Origin of the sequence: Streptomyces gottesmaniae (genome assembly GCF_031845845.1) — a bacterium.
Classification (GTDB): domain Bacteria; phylum Actinomycetota; class Actinomycetes; order Streptomycetales; family Streptomycetaceae; genus Streptomyces; species Streptomyces akebiae.
The window spans coordinates 221,358-242,212 of sequence record NZ_JAVRFJ010000003.1; the positions used below are offsets into that span (position 1 = coordinate 221,358).

A 20,855-nucleotide genomic window follows, 5' to 3' on the forward strand; every position below is an offset into this window, starting at 1 on the left:
TCACCTCACGATGGTCGCGACGGGCAGCTTCTCGATCCGGATCGCCGACGCCTTGAACTCCGCCGTCCCCGCGATCGGGCAGTTGGCCTCGATCGTCAGCTGGTTGGTGTCCACCTCATCGGGAAAGTGCATGGTCATGAAGGCGAGGCCCGGCCGCAGCCCGAGGTCGATCCACACCGGCGCCACCACCGAACCGCGCCGCGAGGTGACCTGGACCTCCTCGCCCACCACGACCCCGTAGCGCTCGGCGTCCTCCGGGCACAGCTCGATGTACTCGCCGCGCCGCAACGGGGAGGCGTAACCGCCGCTCTGCACTCCGGTGTTGTACGAGTCGAGTCGCCGCCCGGTGGTGAGCCGGATGGGGAACCGGTCATCCGTCAGGTCGACGGGCGGATCGTGCCGCACGATCCCGAACGGCGCGCGCCTGCCCCGTTTCGCCGGGTCCGGATCCCACAACCGCCCGTGCAGATAGCTCCGTTCGAGCCCGTCGGTGTCCGGACAGGGCCACTGGATGCCCTGGTGCTCCGCCAGCCGCTCGTACGTCATGCCGTAGTGGTCCGGCGACACCGACCGCAGCTCGTTCCAGACGGCCTCCGCGTCGGCGTACTTCCACTCGTGCCCCAGCCGTGCGGCGAGGTCGCAGATGATGTCGATGTCCTCCCGGGCCTCCCCGGGCGGGGTGATCGCCCGGCGCACCCGCTGGACCCGGCGTTCGCTGTTGGTGGTCGTGCCGTCCGTCTCCGCCCACCCGGCGGTCGCGGGCAGCACGACGTCGGCCAGCTCGGCCGTCCTCGTGAGGAAGATGTCCTGGACGACGAGGAAGTCCAGCTCCCCCAGGCGCCGTACGGCCTGCTCGCTGTCGGCCTCGGACTGCGCAGGGTTCTCCCCGATGCAGTACACGGCCTTCAGCGAGCCCTCCTCCATGGCCTCGAACATCTCCGTCAGGTTCAGCCCGTAGTGCGGCTGGATGACGGTGTCCCACGCCGACTCGAACTTCAGTCGGGACTCGGTGTCGAGGATGTCCTGGAAGCCGGGCAGCCGGTTGGGGATGGCGCCCATGTCGCCGCCGCCCTGCACGTTGTTCTGGCCGCGCAGGGGCTGCAACCCGGAGGCGTAGCGGCCCACATGCCCGGTCAGCAGCGAGAGGTTGATCAGCGCGCGGACGTTGTCCGTGCCGTTGTGGTGCTCGGTGATGCCGAGCGTCCAGCACAGCTGGGCACGCTCGGCGCGGGCGTAGGCGTGCGCCAACTCCTGTATCGCGGCGGCCGGTACGCCCGTGACCTTCTCCGCGAGGGAGAGCGTCCAGGGTTCGACGAGCGCCCGGTACTCCTCGAAGCCGGTGGTGGCCCGCTCGATGAACGCCTCGTTGGCGAGGCCCGCGCGGATGATCTCGCGGCCGATCGCGTGGGCCATCGGGATGTCGGTCCCGACGTTCAGGCCCAGCCAGCTCTCCGCCCACTCGGCGGTGGACGTGCGCCTGGGGTCGACGGCGTACATCCGGGCACCGGCCCGGATGCCCTTCAGCACGTGCTGGAAGAAGATCGGGTGGGCGAAGCGGGCGTTGGAGCCCCACATCACGATGACGTCGGTGTGCTCGATCTCCTCGTAGGACGACGTGCCGCCGCCGGAGCCGAAGGCGGCCGACAGGCCGGCCACGCTCGGCGCGTGACAGGTGCGGTTGCAGGAGTCGACGTTGTTGGTGCCCATGACCACGCGGGCGAACTTCTGCGCCACGTAGTTCATCTCGTTGGTGGCGCGGGCGCAGGAGAACATGCCGAACGCGCCGCGGTTGCGCTCGATGCCGCGGGCGGCCCGGTCCAGTGCCTCCTCCCAACTCGCCTGCCGGAAGGGCTCGTCGCGGGAGTCGCGGACGAGGGGATGGGTGAGCCGGGTGTAGGTCCTCGGTTGCCGGTTCTGCCGGTTCTTCACGCGGCGCTCCTCAGCGCGAGCAGGTCGGAGATGGCGTGGACGGTGCGGAGTGTGGGCACGTCGACACCCGTGATGTCCGCCAGTTCGACGACGGCGGCCAGCAGGACGTCGAGTTCCAGCGGTTTGCCGCGCTCCAGGTCCTGGAGCGTGGAGGTGCGGTGGTCGCCGACGCGCTCCGCGCCGGCCATCCGCCGTTCGATGGAGACCCCGACCTCGCAGCCGAGGGCCTCGGCGACGGCCAGCGTCTCGGCCATCATCGTCTCGATGACCTTGCGGGTGCCGCCGTGCAGGCACATCTGCCGCATGGTCGCGCGGGCCAGGGCGCTGATCGGGTTGAACGAGATGTTGCCGAGCAGCTTGATCCAGACGTCTCCCCGGATGTCGGGCTCCACCGGACACTTCAGGCCGCCCGCCACCATGGCCTCGCTGAACGCCCGACAGCGCGCCGAGACCGTACGGTCGGGTTCGCCGATGGAGAATCGGGTGCCTTCCAGGTGCCGTACGACGCCCGGTCCTTCGAGTTCGGTGGCCGCGTAGACGACACAGCCGATGGCCCGTTCCGGCGCGAGCACCGCACTGACCGCGCCGCCGGGGTCCACGCTCTCGACGCGGTGGCCGTCGTGTGGGCCGCCGTGCCGGTGGAAGTACCACCAGGGGATGCCGTTCTGGGCGGCGATCACCGCCGTGGTGCTGTGCAGCAGGGGATCGATCAGCGGCCCGCACGCCGCGTACGAGTTGGCCTTGAGGCCCAGGAACACGAAGTCGACGGGACCGATCTCGGCCGGGTCGTCGGTGGCGTGGGCGCGGGCGGTGAAGTCCCCGCGCGAGCTGAGCACGCGCACCCCGTCCCGCCTCATGGCCGCGAGATGCGGTCCACGGGCGACGAGATGCGTGTCCGCGCCGGCGCGGTGGAGCGCGGCGCCGACGTAGGCGCCGATCGCACCGGCGCCGAGAACTGCGACTTTCATGGTGAGGGAGCTCCGTTCGGTCGAGGGATACCGCGGAGATGACACTCTGTTCGAACTCTGTCGACGAAATATTGTCTACAGTATGGAAGTTGGGTCGACAAGACTTCGCGCAACGACCGGGCAAGGCATTACTCGGACATGAAGGTGGCCGGTACGCGAAGACGACCCCGGCCGGGAAGCGACCGTTCGGCGCGCGGTGGATACCGTTCATCGCATACGGTCGACGTGCCGCCTTCTCAACTCCCGTGCCACTGCCTACCGTCCGGGATCATGAGTCCCCCCGTCGCACCTCCGGGCTGGAGCCGCTGGCTCGTCCCCCCGGCCGCACTCTCCGTACATCTCTCCATCGGGCAGGCCTACGCCTGGAGCGTCTTCAAGCCGCCGCTCGAAACAGCGCTGGGCCTCAGCGGCACCCAGAGCGCCCTGCCCTTCCAGCTGGGCATCGTCATGCTGGGCCTGTCCGCCGCGTTCGGCGGCACCCTCGTCGAGCGCAACGGGCCGCGCTGGGCGATGACGGTGGCGCTGATCTGCTTCTCCTCCGGCTTCCTGCTCGCCTCCCTCGGCGCGGCGACCGAGCAGTACTGGCTGATCGTCTTCGGCTACGGCTTCGTCGGCGGCATCGGCCTCGGCATCGGCTACATCTCGCCCGTCTCCACCCTGATCAAATGGTTCCCGGACCGGCCCGGCATGGCCACCGGCATCGCGATCATGGGCTTCGGCGGCGGCGCGCTGATCGCCTCGCCCTGGTCCGCCCAGATGCTGGAGTCCTTCGGCTCCGACTCCTCCGGCATCGCCCTCGCCTTCCTGGTGCACGGCCTGTCGTACGCCGTGTTCATGCTGCTCGGTGTGCTGCTGGTCCGGGTGCCGCGCACGGAGAGGCCGGTCGACAGCGGACCGAGCGCCCTCGCGGGCCCGCAGGTCTCGGCCCGCAACGCCATCCGCACACCGCAGTTCTGGTGCCTGTGGGTCATCCTCTGCATGAACGTGTCCGCGGGCATCGGCATCCTGGAGAAGGCCGCCCCGATGATCACGGACTTCTTCGCCGACTCCTCCACCCCGGTCACCGTCACCGCGGCCGCCGGGTTCGTGGCGCTGCTCTCCGCGGCCAACATGACCGGCCGTATCGTCTGGTCCTCGACGTCCGACCTCATCGGACGCAAGAACATCTACCGCGTCTACCTCGGCGTCGGCGCTCTGATGTATCTGATGATCGCTCAGTTCGGCGACACCTCCAAGCCGCTGTTCGTCGTCTGCGCCCTGGTGATCCTGTCCTTCTACGGCGGTGGCTTCGCCACCATCCCCGCCTATCTGAAGGACCTCTTCGGCACCTACCAGGTCGGCGCCATCCACGGCCGGCTGCTCACCGCCTGGTCCACGGCCGGTGTCCTCGGACCACTGATCGTCAACTGGATCGCCGACCGGCAGGAGGAGGCGGGCAAGTCCGGCTCCGACCTCTACGGCATGTCCTTCTTCATCATGATCGGGCTGCTCGTCGTCGGCTTCGTCGCCAACGAGCTGGTCCGGCCCGTCCACCCCCGCTTCCACATCCCCGCCCCGAGGGAGGCCGCCGATGTCGTCCAGCGACAGCAGTCCGAATCCGCCTGACCGGCGCCCCCTGATCGTCTTCGCGTGGATCTGGGTGGGCGTACCGCTCGTCTACGGCCTGTACGAACTCGTACGGAAGGCGACGCAGTTGTTCACCGGCTGAGGTGGGCGGCGCGCACTCCTGCTCCGACCGTGCTGTTCCGGTACCGGGGCCCGACTCGGGTACCGGAACAGCACGGCGAGAAGGCCCGTGCGGACGGCGTCGACACCCGCACACGCGGTTGAGAGGTCATCACGCCGGAGGCCGGTCCCCGGGGGGAGTCGGCTGATGTGCCGTCACGGCGCTGGGGACGGTGACGGCGGCGCTGCCGCGCTGGACGCCGGAGCCGGCGGTGGCCCGGCCCGGTCTGCCGCGGTCCAGCCAGAGCAGGACGAGACCGAGCGTGCAGGCGAGCGCGGGCCAGTAGACGTAGCGGTAGTTCGTCGCCGGCACGATGGGCAGGTAGCCGAGCACATAGGCCAACGAGCTGATGCCCAGGGCCCGGATCGGCAGGGAGAACGTCCCCCGGCCCGGACGGACGGCGAGCACGAGCGCGACGGCGACCCAGAACCATCCCCGGAACAGCGGCTTCAGATCGGTGGCCGCGCCGTTGACGTACGAGGCGAGGATGGCCTCCAGCCGGGGACGGGCCACCTCGATGCCGAGGTCGTTGGCGAAGACCCCGGGCTGGTACGGGTAGCCGGTCTCGAAGAGCAGGGCGGTGAACACCCGCAGCCGGTACTGGAGATAGCCGGAGGCGTGTCCGCGCATCTCGCGCAGCCACAGCGACGTGAGCTCGTCCGCGTCCCCGGTCAATCCGTCCGCCGGACGTCGGTAGCAGGCCCAGTAGGTGTCCGACAGTGCGCCGACGCGCCGGCATTCCTCGGCGGCGGCCACCAGGCGGTCCCGCAGGTCCGGCCGGACATCGGCCGACCGCAGGTCCTCCACGGTCAGGACGTGGAGGAGGTCGTCGAGCATGATCTGCGCGCCCTGGTCCGTCTGTACGGGCCGTGCGATCAACGAGATCCCGGCGGTGGGCAGGACGACGGCGGCCACGAGCGCCGCCGTGCACGCGGCCCAGGTGCGGCGTCCCGGGGAGCGCCACAGCGCGAGGACGAGCAGGACGAACATCGGGATCGCGGCGAGGAAGGCGTTCTTGCGCACGAGCACCGCGTAGGCGAGGAAGAGCACCCCCAGCCAGAGCAGACCCCGGCGCGCCCCGGCGGAGAGGCCGCGGTCCCGCAGCCGCAGGCCGACGAACGCCACCGCACAGGCCGCCAGCAGCGCGCAGGCCGCGTGGACGTCCTTCCACACCACGCCGACGAACGTCAGCACGGGGGGAGTCAGCCCGAGGCCGAGAACGGCCAGCGAACCGGCACGGCTCGTGGTCAGCTCCCAGACGCACCGGGCGAGCACCCACAGCGCGCCCCACAGGACGACGGACTGGAGAGCGGCCATGGCCGCGGGCGTGCCGGTGACGGCGATGAGCGCGCGCCACACCAGGCTCAGCACGGGCGGATGCCAGTCGGTCAGGGGTGTCCTGCCCATGGCCTGCCGGAGCTGGTCGATGCTGTCGGGACTCATGTACCCGGGGACGAAGACGACGATCGTGGTCACGCAACACGCCGCGGCGACAGCGGCCAGCCACCAGTTCCAGCGCCTTTCGCCCGGAATGCGGGTGTTTTGTCCCATGTGGCGGATGCTAACAGCGCCGACCGGACCGCACGGATCAGGGCGCGACGAAGACGTAGCGCCGGTAGGTGAAGAAGCGGAACAGCGTGGCGAGGGCCCAGCCGAGGACGCGGGCGGCGTTGTCGCTGCCCATCGATTCCAGCCCGAGCAGATGGCGCGAGGCGAAGACCGTGCCCGCGGTGATGGCGACACCGACCACGTTCACGGACAGGAACAGGGCCAGTTCCCGCGTCATGTTCTCGCGATGTTGGTGGCGGTAGGTCCAGTAGCGGTTCCCCGCCCAACTGAAGAGCGCCGCGGCAGCCGTCGCGACGACGGAGGCCCGCACGGGCGCGGACCGCATCACCCCGCCCTGCGTGCCGCCGGGAAGACCGAACACCAACAGGTTGTAGCCGCCGTTGTCCACCACGAAGGCCAGCGCCCCGACGACTCCGAACTTGGCGGCCTCGCGCCAGACGCCCCGGACGGCGTCACGCACACGCAGCGCCATGGATACGAGGACCAGCACCCGGCGAGAGTAACGACCCGGCGCGCCCCGACCGCCCGGACGCGCCCATAACGCATTATTTCGTATCGTAATCCGACGCCGGGTCAGGTAAGGAGCGGCCGTGCAACCGACGATCGCGTGTGTCGTGCCGTGCCACAACGAGGAGGCCGCCGTCGGCAAGGTGGTGCGCGACCTGAGGATGGCACTGCCCGAGGCCGACATCTACGTGTACGACAACGCCTCGACCGACCGCACGGTCGAGGTCGCCCGTGCGGCGGGCGCGATCGTCCGGGAGGAACCGCGCAAGGGAAAGGGCAACGTCATCCGGCGTGCCTTCGCCGACGTCGACGCCGACGCCCTGCTCCTCATCGACGGTGACGACACCTACGACGCGTCCCGGGCGCGCGACCTGGTCAACCTGCTCTTCGAAGGGCCGTACGACCAGGTGGTCGGCGCCCGCCGCGAGACGGTCAGCGCCGCCTACCGGGCGGGGCACGCGACCGGCAACAGGCTGCTCACGGGCGCGGTGCGGTTCCTGTTCGGCAACGACGTGAGCGACATGCTGAGCGGTTACCGCGTCTTCTCGCGCCGCTTCGTCAAGTCCTTCCCGGCACTGGCCCGCCAGTTCGAGACCGAGACCGAGATGACCGTCCACGCGCTCCACCTCCGGCTCCCCACGGCCGAGGTGGAGGTGGACTACCGGGTCAGGCCCGCCGGGAGTGAGAGCAAGCTGCACACCTTCCGGGACGGCTGGCGCATCCTGCGGGTCATCCTCGATCTCGCCCGGCGCGAGCGGCCTTCGCTCGTCCACGCCGTCGTCGCGGGACTCCTCGCCCTCGTCTCGGTCGTCCTCGGCATCCCCGTCATCGCCGACTTCGTCCGCACGGGCACCGTGCCGCGCATCCCCACGGCGATCCTCGCCGCCGCGATCATGACGATCGCGGTGCTCGTCCTGCTCGTCGGGTACATCCTGGAGTCCCTCATGCACATGCGTCAGGAGCACTCCCGGCTCGTGCACCTCGCCTACGCGGCGCCGGGCCGCGCACCGCGCCACACCAGACCCCGGCCCGGCTCGGGCCCGGCGCCCGCCAGGAACATCTCCGGCAGTCGCTGACAGCCGCTGACCGGCCGGGGTGTCCGCGTGTGACTCGTGAGGGTGTGAGCGGAGCCCCCGGTCCGTCAGCGGCGTCCGCCGAACTCCCAGGCGTGGACCTCGATGTCGGCGTACCGGTCCGCGGTCAGCACGGCGCGCGCCGTGGCCGGGTCCGGGGCCCTCAGCAGCACCGCCGTCCCCAGCCACGTGGCGCCGTCGTCGGACAGCAGCGGTCCGTACGCGATCAGGTCGTCCCGCCCGGACGGCACGTCGACGTCGGCGGCCTCCCCCGATCCCAGGCCGAGCACCAGATACCGGTTGCCGCCGCTTCGGCCACCGGGAAACTCCCACATGGTGCGCCCCAGCAGGTTGCGCCACCGGCGCAGCAGCACGTCCCGGTACGCGCCGGCCTGGTAGTTGGGCTCGTCGAAGGCGAACGCGCGGGCGGCGGCGGGATCGGGCAGGTCGACGATGTGCACGCTGCCGGTGGGGGTCTCACCGTCGTCGGCGAAGGTCGGACCGCGCGCGATCAGCTCCTTCGCGTACCCGTCCATGTAGGACCAGTGCGCTTCCAGCAACTCCTCGCGCAACGGGAGTGATCCGAGCCGGTCGCGGTGATAGCAGAAGTACTCCATGGGCCCGACCCTCCACCACACCCGGCGGCATCTCAACGGAGTTTCGCAGTCCACCGGGTCGCGCCCGGGCGAGTCCACTGCGACCGGCGCGGCGAGGGCGTCCCCTCTCGCCCTGTGAGCCTTCTCACGAAGCGGTCACCGGAGCGGACTCACGACGTGACCGGGACTCGTCGGGGCTCTGACAGAAGCCCACAACTCGGGCCACGCTTTCCTGTCGCCTCACCCGTCCTCGTACCGGTGAGTCACTGATCAGACTGGTGGATCCCGCTGACCACAGGCAACGAGGGGAACCACCCATGAACGGCTCGCGAATCGCCGCCGTCGGCCACTACCAGCCCGCCAAGGTCCTCACCAACGAGGACCTGGCCGGCCTGGTCGACACCAGTGACGAGTGGATCACGAGCCGCGTGGGCATCCGCACCCGGCACATCGCGGGACCCGACGAGCCGGTGGACGAGCTGGCCGGCCACGCCGCGGCCAAGGCGCTCGCCGCCGCCGGACTCGGCCCGGAGGCCATCGACCTGGTCGTGGTCGCCACCTCCACCGCCGTCGACCGCTCCCCGAACATGGCGGCCCGGGTCGCGAACCGGCTCTCCATCCCGAACCCGGCCGCCATGGACGTCAACGTCGTCTGCGCCGGGTTCACCCACGCCCTCGCCACCGCCGACCACGCCGTGCGCGCGGGCGCCGCCACCCGGGCGCTCGTCATCGGCGCCGACAAGATGTCCGAGGTCGCCGACTGGACCGACCGCACGACCTGTGTCCTCGTCGGGGACGGGGCGGGCGCGGCCGTCGTCGAGGCGGCCGAGGAGCCCGGCATCGGGCCGGTGCTGTGGGGGTCGGTGCCCGAGATGGGCAACGCCGTACGGATCGAGGGCACGCCCGCGCGCTTCGCGCAGGAGGGGCAGAGCGTCTACCGCTGGGCCACCACCAAGCTGCCGCCCCTCGCCCGTGCCGCCTGCGAGAAGGCCGGGCTCGTGCCCGCCGACCTCGCCGCGGTCGTGCTCCACCAGGCCAATCTGCGCATCATCGAGCCCCTCGCCGAGAAGATCGGCGCGGTGAACGCCGTCGTCGCCCGGGACGTCGTCCACTCCGGCAACACCTCGGCCGCCAGCATCCCCCTCGCCTTCTCCAAGCTCGTCGAACGCGGCGAGATCTCCTCCGGCGACCCCGTGCTGCTGTTCGGTTTCGGCGGCAATCTCTCCTACGCGGGACAGGTCGTCCGCTGCCCCTGAGCTGGGCGCTCGTGACGCGGTGACGGCGATGTGACGAGTTCGACCCTCCATCGGGCTGGCCATTGTGGGCCGTAGACTGTAGACGAAAGACAATCCATACTGGCTGTTGACTTGGGATTTCCCGTCCTTCCCAGTTCTTTCCAGTGCGGGCCGTCGACTTTCCGTGTGCAGTACATCCAGTGGTGCTCTGGAGGGGGACCCGATGTTGTCCACAGGACTTCCGCAAGGGGCCGTGCCCAAGCTCGAACGCCCCGGTCCGCTGCGCGACCGTGTCTACGAGGCCCTGCTCGAACTCATCACCACGCGCGCGCTGCGCCCCGGCCAGCACCTCGTCGAGAGCGAACTCGCCGGGCACCTCGGGGTGTCCCGGCAACCCGTCCGCGAGGCCCTGCAACGCCTCAACACCGAGGGGTGGGTCGATCTCCGGCCCGCGCAGGGCGCGTTCGTGCACGAGCCGACGGAGGCGGAGGCCGACCAACTCCTCACGGTCCGAACCCTGTTGGAGGCCGAGGCCGCCCGCCTCGCCGCGGCGAACGCCGGTACGGCGGGCATCGCGGCCCTGGAGGAACTCTGCGCCGAGGGCGAGCGAGCCGTCGAGGCCGACGACGTCGACGCGGCCGTCGCCCTCAACGCCCGCTTCCACGCCAAGGTCATGGAACTGGCCGGCAACACCGTCCTCGCCGAACTCGCCGCCCAGGTCGACCGCCGCGTCCGCTGGTACTACACCCCCGTCGCCCGCCGGCGCGGACACCAGTCCTGGATCGAACACCGCGACCTCATCACGGCGATCTCGGCCCGCGACGAACAGAGGGCCACGGAGGTCATGCGGGCCCACACGGAGCACACGCGGAAGACGTACCACGAGCGGGAGAAGTGACCGAGGCGCGGGTGGCGGGCGGCCATCGGTGAAGCCGTAGCCGCCGTTCGCCGTCGGCCGTCGTCGCCCGCCGTCGCCCGTCCGGGAAGCCCCGCACCATCTCCGGATCCTCGTCCTCGTGCTCCGCGGCGCGGGGTGGTCCGGCGTACCGCCGCGAGACCCTTTGTCCTGTCAGTGGAGAAAGTTGGCGGCAATCTGTGCGCGACTTCTTCCCAGCCCCGGCAGCCGCTGCTACGTTCCCCTGCGAAAGGTCGGTCGCGGTGCTGCGGCCGGCAACCCGACGGACGCAGCGGCCGGTTGAGGCGGGGAGGGGCTCGTGAGACGTATGACGGCTCGACCCGCGAACGCGCATCAGGCACGGCTGCTGCGGCTGTTGCGGGACGGGGGGCCCAACTCGCGGGCCCAGCTCGGCGATCGGGTGGATCTCTCGCGGTCGAAGCTGGCCGTGGAGGTGGACCGGCTCCTGGAGACGGGACTCGTCGTGGCCGACGGACTCGCCGCCTCGCGCGGTGGCCGCCGGTCGCACAACATCCGGCTGGCTCCCCAACTGCGTTTCCTGGGCGTCGACATCGGCGCCACCTCGATCGACGTGGCCGTCACCAACGCCGAGTTGGAGATCCTCGGACACATCAACCAGCCGATGGACGTGCGGGAGGGCCCGGTCGCCGTCTTCGAGCAGGTGCTCTCCATGGCGGCCAAGCTGAAGGCCTCCGGCCTCGCGGAAGGGTTCGACGGCGCCGGCATCGGCGTCCCCGGACCGGTCCGCTTCCCGGAGGGCGTCCCGGTCGCCCCGCCGATCATGCCGGGCTGGGACGGGTTCCCGGTCCGCGAGGCGCTCAGCCAGGAACTCGGCTGCCCCGTCATGGTCGACAACGACGTGAACCTCATGGCGATGGGGGAGCAGCACGCGGGCGTGGCCCGTTCCGTGGGCGACTTCCTCTGCGTCAAGATCGGCACCGGCATCGGCTGCGGCATCGTCGTCGGCGGTGAGGTCCACCGCGGTACGACGGGCAGCGCCGGAGACATAGGGCACATCCTCGCCGTACCGGACGGCCGCCCCTGCGCCTGCGGCAACCGGGGCTGTCTGGAGGCCCACTTCAGCGGCGCCGCGCTCGCCCGCGACGCCAAGGAAGCCGCCCAGCACGGACTTTCGGCGGAACTCGCCTCACGTCTGGAGACAGGCGGCACCCTGACCGCCGTCGACGTGGCCGCCGCGGCCGCCGCCGGCGACGCCACCGCGCTCGACCTGATACGCGAGGGCGGCAACCGCACCGGCCAGGTCATCGCCGGACTCGTCAGCTTCTTCAACCCCGGCCTGGTGGTGATCGGCGGTGGGGTGACCGGCCTCGGCCACACCCTGCTCGCCGCCATCCGCACCCAGGTCTACCGTCAGTCACTGCCCCTCGCGACCGGCAATCTGCCCATCGTGCTGGGGGAGTTGGGGCCCACGGCCGGAGTCATCGGCGCGGCCCGTCTCATCAGCGACCACCTGTTCTCACCCGCGTGAGCCCTCTCCCGTTCGCACGCGCCTAGGCCCCATTCCGTCCAGGCCCTCCAGCACAGCGCTCTGCCTCGCCCTGCCCGAAACGCCTGCCCAGCAGACGGATTCGCCCTGAAACCGGCCCGCACGCCCGCCAAGGGGAACTCATGGCACCAGAACCACCGCTGCTCACCATGTCCGGCATCACCAAGTCGTTCCCCGGAGTCCGGGCCCTGGACGGCGTCGACCTCGACGTCCAGGCCGGAGAGGTCCACTGTCTGCTCGGCCAGAACGGCGCCGGGAAGTCGACCCTGATCAAGGTCCTGGCCGGCGCCCACCAGCCCGACGACGGCACCATCACCTGGCGCGGCGAACCCGTGACCCTGAAGTCCCCGATCGCCGCCATGCGCCTCGGCATCGCCACCATCTACCAGGAACTCGACCTGGTGGAGGGCCTGTCGGTGGCCGAGAACGTCCACCTCGGACACGAGCCCACCGCCGCCGGCTTCGTCGTACGGGGCAAGGCGGCCAGGGCGTCGACCGCCGCACTGCTCAAGCGGCTCGGCCATCCCGAGGTCGATCCGGCGTGGCTCGTCGGCGACCTGTCGGCCGCGCAGCAGCAGATCGTCTCGATGGCCCGGGCGCTCTCCCACGACGTACGGCTGATCGTGATGGACGAACCGTCGGCCGCGCTCGACCCGGACGAGGTCGACAACCTGTTCAGGATCGTCGGGGACCTGACCGCCGACGGGGTGGCCGTCGTCTACATCTCGCACCGCCTGGAGGAGATCCGCCGGATCGGCGACCGGGTGACCGTACTGAAGGACGGGCGGGCCGTGGCGGGCGGGCTGCCCGCGAAGTCCACGCCGACGCGCGAGGTCGTGGCACTGATGACCGGACGCAACGTCGAGTACGTCTTCCCCGATCGGCCGCCCGCGCCCCCGACCGCGGTCGCACCCGTCCTGGAGGTGCGGGGACTGGCGCGCGCCGGAGAGTTCGAGCCGTTCGACCTTGAGGTGCGGCCCGGCGAGATCGTGGGGCTCGCCGGACTCGTCGGCTCGGGACGCTCGGAGATCCTGGAGACGATCTACGGCGCCCGCAGGCCGACGGCCGGTCATGTCAGTGTGGACGGGCGGCAGTTGAGGCTCGGCAGTGTACGGGCCGCCGTACGGGCCGGGCTCGGGCTCGCCCCCGAGGAGCGCAAGGCGCAGGCACTGCTGATGCTGGAGTCCGTCACCAGAAACGTTTCCGTGTCGTCGATGTCCCGCTTCGCGCGCGTCGGGTGGATCGACCGAGGTGCCGAACACCGTGCCGCGCGAGCCGCGACCCGCGAGCTGTCCCTGCGCCCCGACAACCCCGCCGTACCCGTGCGCACGCTCTCCGGTGGCAACCAGCAGAAGGCGGTCCTCGCCCGCTGGCTGTTGCGCGGCTGCCGGGTCCTGCTGCTCGACGAACCCACCCGGGGCGTCGATGTCGGAGCCCGCGCCGAGCTGTACGCGGTGGTCCGCCGACTCGCCGACGAGGGGCTCGCCGTCCTGCTGGTCTCCAGCGAGGTGCCCGAAGTCCTCGGCCTCGCCGACCGGGTGCTCGTCCTGCGCGAGGGCCGGGTCGTGCACACCGCGCCCGCCCGTGAACTCGACGAACACCGTGTCCTCGACCTCGTCATGGAAGGAAGCCCCGTGGCCACAGAAGGGAGCCCGGCGTCATGACGCAGCCCGTGTCCCCGCCCAGGGACAACATCGACAAGGCACCCGCGGCGAGCGGGCCCCCGGCCTGGCGGACCACGCTGTTCCGCGCCGACGTCCGCACGCTCTCCCTCCTCGGTGTCCTCGCCGCGCTGATCCTCATCGGCGGCGTCACCAAGCCGGACGAGTTCCTCGACACCCGCAACCTCCAACTCGTGCTCACCCAGGCCTCGGTCATCGGCGTGGTCACCGTCGGCATGACGTTCGTCATCACCTCCGGCGGCATCGACCTGTCCGTCGGCGCGATCGTCGCCCTGGCGTCGGTCTGGGCGACGACCGTCGCCACGCAGGAGTACGGCTTCGCCGGCATCCTCTTCACGGCGGTGATCGTCGGCGTCGGCTGCGGCCTGGTGAACGGGCTGCTCATCGCGTACGGCGGGATGGTCCCCTTCATCGCCACCCTCGCCATGCTGGCCTCGGCCCGCGGCCTGGCCCTCCAGATCACCGACGGCAGCACCCAGGTCGTCACCGTCGACGCCATCCTCGACCTCGGTGAACGCGACGCCTACGTCCTCGGCATCCCGCCGCTCGTCCTGGTCTTCGCACTCGTGACGATCATCGGCTGGCTCGTGCTCAACCGCACGACCTTCGGCCGGCGCACGGTCGCCGTCGGCGGCAACGCCGAGGCGGCCCGCCTCGCGGGCATCGACGTCCGCCGCCAGCGGCTCTACCTGTACCTGCTCTCCGGACTGTGCTGCGGCATCGCCGCCTTCCTGCTGATCGTGCTGTCCGGCTCGGGCCAGAACACCAACGGCAACCTCTACGAACTCGACGCCATCGCCGCCGCGATCATCGGCGGCACCCTCCTCAGTGGCGGCCGGGGCACCATCACCGGCTCCGTCCTCGGCGTCCTGATCTTCACCACGATCACCAACATCTTCGCCCTCAACAACCTGCAGAGCGATGTCCAGCAGATCGCCAAGGGCGCGATCATCGTCGCCGCGGTCCTGGTCCAGCGACGCACGGCCGGCACGACCTGACCCACCGAAGAGCCGACACGCGAAAGGCCCACCGCCATGCCAGAGTTCACCAGCCGCAGAGGACTGCTCTTCGGGACCGCCGCCGTCTCGGCAGGCGCCCTCCTCGTGGGTTGCACCAGCAACGAGACCAAGGACGACCCGGCCGCCGACAATCAGCCGGCCGCCGACGACAAGCCCGGCAAGGCGGTCACCATCGGCTTCGCCGGACCGCAGGCCGACCACGGCTGGCTCAACGCGATCAACCAGAACGCCAAGAGCCGCGCCGAGCGGTACGAGGACGTCACCCTGGAGATCACCGAGGGATCGAACGACACCGCCCAGCAGATCGGGCAGATCGAGACCCTCATCAACAAGAAGGTCGACGTCCTGGTCGTGCTGCCCGCCGACGGCAAGGCGCTCACCCAGGTCGGCCTCAAGGCGATGCGGGCCGGCATCCCCGTAGTCAACCTCGACCGGATCTTCAACTCCCCGCAGGCGTACCGCTGCTGGATCGGCGGCGACAACTACGGCATGGGCCTCAACGCCGGGCACTACATCGGCGAGAAGCTCAAGGACAAGGGCGACGCCCGGGTCATCGAGCTCGCCGGGCTGGACAACCTGGAGCTGACCAAGCAGCGCACCAAGGGCTTCGACGACGCCCTGAAGAACTACCCGAACATCAAGAAGGTGGCCCGGCAGGCCGCCGAGTTCACCGTCGAGTCCGGGCAGGCCAAGATGGCCCAGCTCCTCCAGGCCCAGTCGAACTTCGACGCGCTGTGGAACCACGACGACGACCAGGGCGTCGGTGCCCTGCGCGCCATCGAACAGGCCGGGCGCGACGACTTCCTGATGGTCGGCGGCGCGGGCGCGCTCTCCGCCTTCCAGGCGATCAAGAAGGACGACGGCGTGCTCAAGGCGACCGTCCTCTACCCGCCGACCATGGCCGCCTCCGCGATCGACCTCGCCCGCGCCCTCGGCCAGGGCAAGGGGGTCGGCGGCCTCGCCGAGTTCGAGATCCCGTCCTCGCTGACGCTGTACTCGGCCGTCGTCGACAAGGACAACGTCGACCAGTACATGGCCACCGGCTTCAAGTGACGGGTCCCGCCCGACGGACCCGGGCCGGGTCGACGCAGGACATGAGCCCGGGCCGCCGAGTCGGGCCCCACCCCCCACCGCGCCACCACGAGGAGGACACACGCATGGGACAGCCGCAGCAGCCCGACCAGGCCGAGGCGGAGGAGCCAGGAGCGCCGGGGCCCGACGCGGGGGCCGGGACCGTTCCCCGTGCCGGTGCCGTGGCCCCGCCCGCCGGTTCGACGGTCGGCGACGGTCCTCGCGTCGGGTACTGGCCGGCCGGGCTCGCCGGTGGGACGGAGAAGCCGCAGCTGCGGGTCGGGATGGTCGGCTACGCCTTCATGGGCGCCGCGCACTCGCAGGGGTGGCGCACGGCGGGGCGGGTCTTCGACCTGCCGCTCACCCCCGTGCTCGCCGCCGTGTGCGGGCGGGACGCCGACGCGGTGCGGGCCATGGCGGACCGGCACGGGTGGGCGGGGACGGAGACCGACTGGCGGCAGTTGATCGCCCGCGACGACATCGACCTCGTGGACATCTGTACCCCCGGCGACAGCCACGCCGAGATCGCCCTCGCCGCCCTCGCCGCCGGCAAGCACGTGCTCTGCGAGAAGCCTCTCGCCAACACGGTCGCCGAGGCGGAGCGGATGGCGGTGGCGGCCGAAGAGGCGTACGCGCAGGGCCGGTTGGCGATGGTCGGCTTCAACTACCGCCGGGTGCCCGCCACCGCGCTGGGCCGCCGCATGGTCGCCGAGGGCCGGCTCGGGGCCCTGCGACATGTGCGGGTGACGTACCTCCAGGACTGGCTCGTGGACCCGGAGTTCCCGCTGACCTGGCGCCTGCGCAAGGAGTCCGCCGGTTCCGGGGCGCTCGGCGACCTGGGCGCCCACATCGTCGACCTCGCGCAGTACCTGGCCGGGGAGCCGGTGGTCGGGGTGTCCGCGCTGATGGAGACCTTCGTACGCGAACGGCCCCTGCCGGCCGGGGTGTCCAGCGGCCTCGCGTCCTCCGGCGGCACCGCCGGCCGGGGCGCGGTCACCGTCGACGACACGGCCCTGTTCACCGGCCGCTTCGCCTCCGGAGCCGTCGCCTCCTTCGAGGCCACCCGCTTCGCCACCGGCCGCAAGAACGCCCTGCGCATCGAACTCAACGGTGAGCGCGGCTCGTTGGCCTTCGACCTGGAGCGGCTCAACGAACTCGCCTTTCACGACCACACCGAGCCCGCCGCCCACGCCGGTTTCCGTCGCATCCTCGTCACCGAGCCCGACCACCCCTACCTGGACGCCTGGTGGCCGCCGGGGCACGGCCTCGGGTACGAGCACACCTTCGTCCACCAGGCCCGCGACCTGGTCCACGCCGTGGCGGCGGGCCGGCGGCCCGAGCCGTCGTTCGCCGACGGGCTGCAGGTGCAGCGGGTGCTCGCGGCGGTCGAGGAGAGCGCCGAGAAGAACTCCGTCTACACCCCGACCCACACCCCCACAGCGGTCTGAGGAGACCCGACATGCCGCGCGACTTCACGCTCTTCACCGGCCAGTGGGCCGACCTGCCCCTCGAAGAGGTCTGCCGCCTCGCCCGCGACTTCGGCTACGACGGGCTCGAACTCGCCTGCTGGGGCGACCACTTCGAGGTCGACAAGGCGCTCGCCGACCCGTCGTACCTCGCCTCCCGCCACCAGCTCCTCGACAAGTACGGCCTGAAGTGCTGGGCCATCTCCAACCACCTGGTGGGACAGGCGGTGTGCGACGCCATCATCGACGAACGCCACCGGGCCATCCTGCCCGCCCGTATCTGGGGCGACGGCGAGGCCGAGGGCGTACGGCAGCGGGCCGCCGCCGAGATCGCCGACACCGCGCGGGCCGCCGCCGCCTTCGGCGTGGACACCGTCATCGGCTTCACCGGCTCCGCCATCTGGCATCTGGTCGCCATGTTCCCGCCCGCCCCCGAGTCGATGATCGAGCGCGGCTACGACGACTTCGCGACGCGCTGGAATCCGATCCTCGACGTCTTCGACGCCCAGGGCGTGCGCTTCGCGCACGAGGTCCACCCGAGCGAGATCGCCTACGACTACTGGACGACCCAGCGCGCGCTGGAGGCGGTCGACCACCGGCCGGCGTTCGGACTGAACTTCGACCCCTCGCACTTCGTGTGGCAGGACCTCGACCCGGTCGGGTTCCTGTGGGACTTCCGCGACCGGATCTACCACGTCGACTGCAAAGAGGCCCGCAAGCGGCTCGACGGCCGCAACGGCCGCCTCGGCTCGCACCTGCCCTGGGGCGACCCGCGCCGAGGCTGGGACTTCGTGTCCGCCGGCCACGGCGACGTCCCCTGGGAGGACGTCTTCCGGATGCTCCGCTCGATCGACTACCGGGGCCCCATCTCCGTCGAGTGGGAGGACGCCGGCATGGACCGGCTCCAGGGCGCCCCCGAGGCCCTCACCCGCCTCAAGGCATTCGACTTCGAGCCGCCCACCGCCTCGTTCGACGCCGCCTTCGGCGGCAACGAGTAGCGCTACCTCCGTCCTCCGGGGTGACGGCGCACCCCGGCGTACCGCACACACCCGTACACCTCCGTACGACCAGCCCCTTACTGGAGGCATTTCGTGCACCCGTACGACGACAACAGACACCCCACCAGCACCTTCGGACGCCGTGGACTGCGCGGACCGATCGCACTGCTGAGCGGACTGCTGCTCGCGGGCGCGTCGCTCTCGCTCACCGCACCCGCGGCGGGTGCGGCCGACGCCGAGCCGAAGGCCGCCGCGGCCGCCGCCGAGGACTTCCAGCAGGTCACCCTCGCCAAGGGGGAACCGGAGGTCGGCGAGCCCATGTCGCTCGCCGTCCTCCCCGACCGCTCGGTCCTGCACACCTCGCGCGACGGTGAACTGCGGCTGACCGACGCGGCGGGCAACACCAGACTCGCCGGCAAGCTCGACGTGTACTCCCACGACGAGGAAGGCCTGCAGGGCATAGGCGTCGACCCGGGCTTCGCCGACAACCGCTTCATCTACCTGTACTACGCGCCCCCGCTGAACACCCCGGCCGGTGACGCCCCCGAGACCGGGACGGCCGCGGACTTCGCGCCCTTCGACGGCGTCAACCGGCTCTCCCGCTTCGTCCTGAAGACCGACGGCACCCTGGACAAGGCCAGCGAGACGAAGGTCCTCGACGTGCCCGCCTCGCGCGGCATCTGCTGCCACGTCGGCGGTGACATCGACTTCGACGCGGCGGGCAACCTGTACCTGTCGACGGGCGACGACAGCAACCCGTTCCAGTCGGACGGCTTCACCCCCATCGACGAGCGGTCCAACCGCAACCCGGCCTTCGACGCCCAGCGCACCTCCGGCAACACCAACGACCTGCGCGGCAAGATCCTGCGCATCAAGGTGAACGCCGACGGCTCGTACTCCGTCCCCGACGGCAACCTCTTCGCGCCCGGCACGGACAAGACACGCCCCGAGATCTACGCGATGGGCTTCCGCAACCCGTTCCGCTTCAGCGTCGACAAGAAGACCGGCGTCCTCTACGTCGGCGAGTACGGCCCCGACGCCGGCGCCGCCAACGCCTCGCGCGGCCCGGCCGGGCAGGTCGAGTTCGCCCGTGTGACCAAGCCGGGCAACTTCGGCTGGCCGTACTGCACCGGCAAGAACGACGCCTACGTCGACTACGACTTCGCCACCGGCACCTCGGGCGCGGCTTTCGACTGCGCGGCCCCGAAGAACACCTCGCCCAACAACACCGGCCTCACCGACCTACCGCCCGCCGAGCCCGCGTGGATCCCCTACAACGGCGACTCCGTCCCGGAGTTCGGTGACGGCTCCGAGTCCCCGATGGGCGGCCCGGTCTACGACTACGACGCCTCGCTCGACTCCCCGGTGAAGTTCCCCGAGGCGTACGACGGCGACTTCTTCGCCGGTGAGTTCGGCCGCCGCTGGATCAAGCGGATCAGCAGCGACGCCGACGGCACGGTCCAGTCGATCGACGACGTGCCGTGGACGGGCACCCAGGTCATGGACATGGCCTTCGGCCCGGACGGCGCGCTGTACGTCCTCGACTACGGCATCTCCTGGTTCGGCGGCGACGAACACTCCGCCCTGTACCGGATCGAGAACGCCACGGACGGCCACTCCCCGGTCGCCCAGGCCGCCGCCGACCGCACCTCCGGCCAGGCGAGACTGAAGGTCCGCTTCTCCTCCGCCGGCACCAGCGACCAGGACGGCGACGCCCTCACGTACAGCTGGGACTTCGGTGACGGCGGCACCTCCACGGCCGCGAACCCGACGCACACCTACAAGAAGAACGGCACCTACACGGCGACCGTGACCGCGAAGGACCCCTCGGGCCGTACCGGCAGCGCGAGCGTGCAGATCGTCGTCGGCAACACCGCGCCGAAGGTGACGCTGGAACTCCCGCAGGACGGGCAGTTGTTCGCCTTCGGTGACGCCGTACCGTTCAAGGTGCGGGTGAGCGACCCGGAGGACGGCCGCCCGATCGACTGCGCCAAGGTCAAGGTCACCTTCATCCTCGGCCACGACAGCCACGGCCACCCGGTGACCTCCGCCAACGGCTGCACCGGCACCATCCAGACCAGCGCCGACGGCGGCCACGACGAGAACGCCAACATCTTCGGTGTCTTCGACGCCGAGTACACCGACGGCGGAGGCGGCGGCCAGGCCCCGCTGACCACCCACGACCAGAATGTCGTCCAGCCCACCCACCGCCAGGCCGAGCACTACGGCGACTCCTCCGGCATCGCGGTCCAGTCGAAGCCCACGGCCCACGGCGGCAAGACGGTCGGGGACATCGACGACGGCGACTGGATCTCCTTCGAGCCCTATGTCCTCTCCGACGCCACGAAGATCACCGCGCGTGTCTCCTCCGGGGGCGCCGGCGGCAAGCTGGAGGTCCGGGCGGGATCGCCGACCGGCCGTCTCCTCGGCAGCGCGACCGTGCCGGTGACCGGCGGCTGGGAGAACTTCCAGGACGTCACCGCCAACCTGTCCCGCGCACCGCGCGGCACCACCACGCTGCACCTGGTGTTCAAGGGGACCGGCTCCAGCGGCCTGTTCGACGTGGACGACTTCACCTTCACGAAGCGGTGAG

The 20,855-nt window shown here is 70.8% G+C and carries 17 protein-coding genes; 12 read left to right on the forward strand and 5 right to left on the reverse strand.

Features of this window, described 5'->3' with window-relative positions:
* Both RM704_RS05185 and RM704_RS05190 read right to left on the reverse strand, forming a co-directional pair.
* Nucleotides 1–1,929, reverse strand: coding sequence for a molybdopterin oxidoreductase family protein (locus RM704_RS05185; RefSeq protein WP_033529740.1), 1,929 nt, complete (start codon nt 1,927–1,929; stop codon nt 1–3).
* Nucleotides 1,926–2,897, reverse strand: a complete 972-nt coding sequence (locus RM704_RS05190; RefSeq protein WP_033529739.1) for a 2-dehydropantoate 2-reductase — start codon at nt 2,895–2,897, stop codon at nt 1,926–1,928. The genes RM704_RS05185 and RM704_RS05190 overlap by 4 nt, the downstream gene beginning before the upstream one ends.
* Before the next feature lie 270 nt (nt 2,898–3,167).
* On the opposite strand from RM704_RS05190, the gene RM704_RS05195 reads away from it, so the two are divergent.
* Both RM704_RS05195 and RM704_RS05200 read left to right on the forward strand, forming a co-directional pair.
* A complete protein-coding gene (locus tag RM704_RS05195; RefSeq protein ID WP_033529738.1) occupies nt 3,168–4,502 on the forward strand; it encodes an OFA family MFS transporter in 1,335 nt (444 codons plus the stop codon).
* Entirely contained in the window at nt 4,468–4,605 is a 138-nt protein-coding gene (locus RM704_RS05200; protein WP_192829759.1) for an MFS transporter small subunit, read from the forward strand. The genes RM704_RS05195 and RM704_RS05200 overlap by 35 nt, the downstream gene beginning before the upstream one ends.
* A gap of 129 nt (nt 4,606–4,734) precedes the next feature.
* Here RM704_RS05200 and RM704_RS05205 read toward each other — a convergent pair whose 3' ends face one another.
* Nucleotides 4,735–6,174 (reverse strand): hypothetical protein, encoded by a 1,440-nt coding sequence (locus tag RM704_RS05205; protein ID WP_033529737.1) that lies wholly within the window; start codon nt 6,172–6,174, stop codon nt 4,735–4,737.
* A gap of 37 nt (nt 6,175–6,211) precedes the next feature.
* Nucleotides 6,212–6,682 carry a GtrA family protein gene (locus tag RM704_RS05210; protein WP_033529736.1) on the reverse strand — a complete coding sequence of 157 codons (471 nt, stop codon included), beginning with the start codon at nt 6,680–6,682 and terminating at the stop codon, nt 6,212–6,214.
* 100 nt (nt 6,683–6,782) lie between these two features.
* Between RM704_RS05210 and RM704_RS05215 the strand changes: the two genes are divergently transcribed.
* On the forward strand, nt 6,783–7,775 hold the full coding sequence (locus RM704_RS05215; RefSeq protein WP_033529735.1) for a glycosyltransferase family 2 protein: 993 nt from the start codon (nt 6,783–6,785) through the stop codon (nt 7,773–7,775).
* A gap of 65 nt (nt 7,776–7,840) precedes the next feature.
* Here RM704_RS05215 and RM704_RS05220 read toward each other — a convergent pair whose 3' ends face one another.
* Nucleotides 7,841–8,389 carry a YciI family protein gene (locus RM704_RS05220; RefSeq protein ID WP_033529734.1) on the reverse strand — a complete coding sequence of 183 codons (549 nt, stop codon included), beginning with the start codon at nt 8,387–8,389 and terminating at the stop codon, nt 7,841–7,843.
* A 296-nt stretch (nt 8,390–8,685) separates the two neighbouring features.
* On the opposite strand from RM704_RS05220, the gene RM704_RS05225 reads away from it, so the two are divergent.
* The 9 genes from RM704_RS05225 to RM704_RS05265 all read left to right on the forward strand — a co-directional run bounded on the left by RM704_RS05225 (nt 8,686) and on the right by RM704_RS05265 (nt 20,854).
* On the forward strand, nt 8,686–9,624 hold the full coding sequence (locus RM704_RS05225; protein ID WP_033529733.1) for a beta-ketoacyl-ACP synthase III: 939 nt from the start codon (nt 8,686–8,688) through the stop codon (nt 9,622–9,624).
* Between the two features lie 202 nt (nt 9,625–9,826).
* Nucleotides 9,827–10,501 carry a GntR family transcriptional regulator gene (locus RM704_RS05230; RefSeq protein WP_078937279.1) on the forward strand — a complete coding sequence of 225 codons (675 nt, stop codon included), beginning with the start codon at nt 9,827–9,829 and terminating at the stop codon, nt 10,499–10,501.
* A gap of 325 nt (nt 10,502–10,826) precedes the next feature.
* Complete coding sequence (locus RM704_RS05235) at nt 10,827–12,008, forward strand: ROK family transcriptional regulator (RefSeq protein WP_033529731.1); 1,182 nt, start codon at nt 10,827–10,829, stop codon at nt 12,006–12,008.
* 140 nt (nt 12,009–12,148) lie between these two features.
* Complete coding sequence (locus tag RM704_RS05240) at nt 12,149–13,690, forward strand: sugar ABC transporter ATP-binding protein (RefSeq protein WP_033529730.1); 1,542 nt, start codon at nt 12,149–12,151, stop codon at nt 13,688–13,690.
* Nucleotides 13,687–14,706 (forward strand): ABC transporter permease, encoded by a 1,020-nt coding sequence (locus RM704_RS05245; protein WP_033529729.1) that lies wholly within the window; start codon nt 13,687–13,689, stop codon nt 14,704–14,706. The genes RM704_RS05240 and RM704_RS05245 overlap by 4 nt, the downstream gene beginning before the upstream one ends.
* Before the next feature lie 36 nt (nt 14,707–14,742).
* Complete coding sequence (locus RM704_RS05250) at nt 14,743–15,780, forward strand: substrate-binding domain-containing protein (protein WP_033529728.1); 1,038 nt, start codon at nt 14,743–14,745, stop codon at nt 15,778–15,780.
* Between the two features lie 104 nt (nt 15,781–15,884).
* Nucleotides 15,885–17,246: a Gfo/Idh/MocA family protein gene (locus RM704_RS05255; RefSeq protein WP_033529727.1), complete on the forward strand. Its 1,362-nt coding sequence runs from the start codon at nt 15,885–15,887 to the stop codon at nt 17,244–17,246.
* Between the two features lie 11 nt (nt 17,247–17,257).
* On the forward strand, nt 17,258–18,262 hold the full coding sequence (locus RM704_RS05260) for a sugar phosphate isomerase/epimerase family protein (protein ID WP_033529726.1): 1,005 nt from the start codon (nt 17,258–17,260) through the stop codon (nt 18,260–18,262).
* Between the two features lie 93 nt (nt 18,263–18,355).
* A complete protein-coding gene (locus RM704_RS05265) occupies nt 18,356–20,854 on the forward strand; it encodes a PQQ-dependent sugar dehydrogenase (protein WP_033529725.1) in 2,499 nt (832 codons plus the stop codon).
* The last annotated feature ends 1 nt before the right edge of the window (nt 20,855 follow it).

Bases quoted from the DNA above. Each gene is read 5' to 3' on its own strand.
- RM704_RS05195 (WP_033529738.1), top strand. From the start codon at position 3,168: ATGAGTCCCCCCGTCGCACCTCCGGGCTGGAGCCGCTGGCTCGTCCCC.
- RM704_RS05200 (WP_192829759.1), top strand. From the start codon at position 4,468: ATGTCGTCCAGCGACAGCAGTCCGAATCCGCCTGACCGGCGCCCCCTG.
- RM704_RS05230 (WP_078937279.1), top strand. From the start codon at position 9,827: ATGTTGTCCACAGGACTTCCGCAAGGGGCCGTGCCCAAGCTCGAACGC.
- RM704_RS05205 (WP_033529737.1), bottom strand. From the start codon at position 6,174: ATGGGACAAAACACCCGCATTCCGGGCGAAAGGCGCTGGAACTGGTGG.
- RM704_RS05260 (WP_033529726.1), top strand. From the start codon at position 17,258: ATGCCGCGCGACTTCACGCTCTTCACCGGCCAGTGGGCCGACCTGCCC.
- RM704_RS05235 (WP_033529731.1), top strand. From the start codon at position 10,827: ATGACGGCTCGACCCGCGAACGCGCATCAGGCACGGCTGCTGCGGCTG.
- RM704_RS05240 (WP_033529730.1), top strand. From the start codon at position 12,149: ATGGCACCAGAACCACCGCTGCTCACCATGTCCGGCATCACCAAGTCG.
- RM704_RS05250 (WP_033529728.1), top strand. From the start codon at position 14,743: ATGCCAGAGTTCACCAGCCGCAGAGGACTGCTCTTCGGGACCGCCGCC.
- RM704_RS05255 (WP_033529727.1), top strand. From the start codon at position 15,885: ATGGGACAGCCGCAGCAGCCCGACCAGGCCGAGGCGGAGGAGCCAGGA.
- RM704_RS05220 (WP_033529734.1), bottom strand. From the start codon at position 8,389: ATGGAGTACTTCTGCTATCACCGCGACCGGCTCGGATCACTCCCGTTG.
- RM704_RS05190 (WP_033529739.1), bottom strand. From the start codon at position 2,897: ATGAAAGTCGCAGTTCTCGGCGCCGGTGCGATCGGCGCCTACGTCGGC.
- RM704_RS05245 (WP_033529729.1), top strand. From the start codon at position 13,687: ATGACGCAGCCCGTGTCCCCGCCCAGGGACAACATCGACAAGGCACCC.
- RM704_RS05225 (WP_033529733.1), top strand. From the start codon at position 8,686: ATGAACGGCTCGCGAATCGCCGCCGTCGGCCACTACCAGCCCGCCAAG.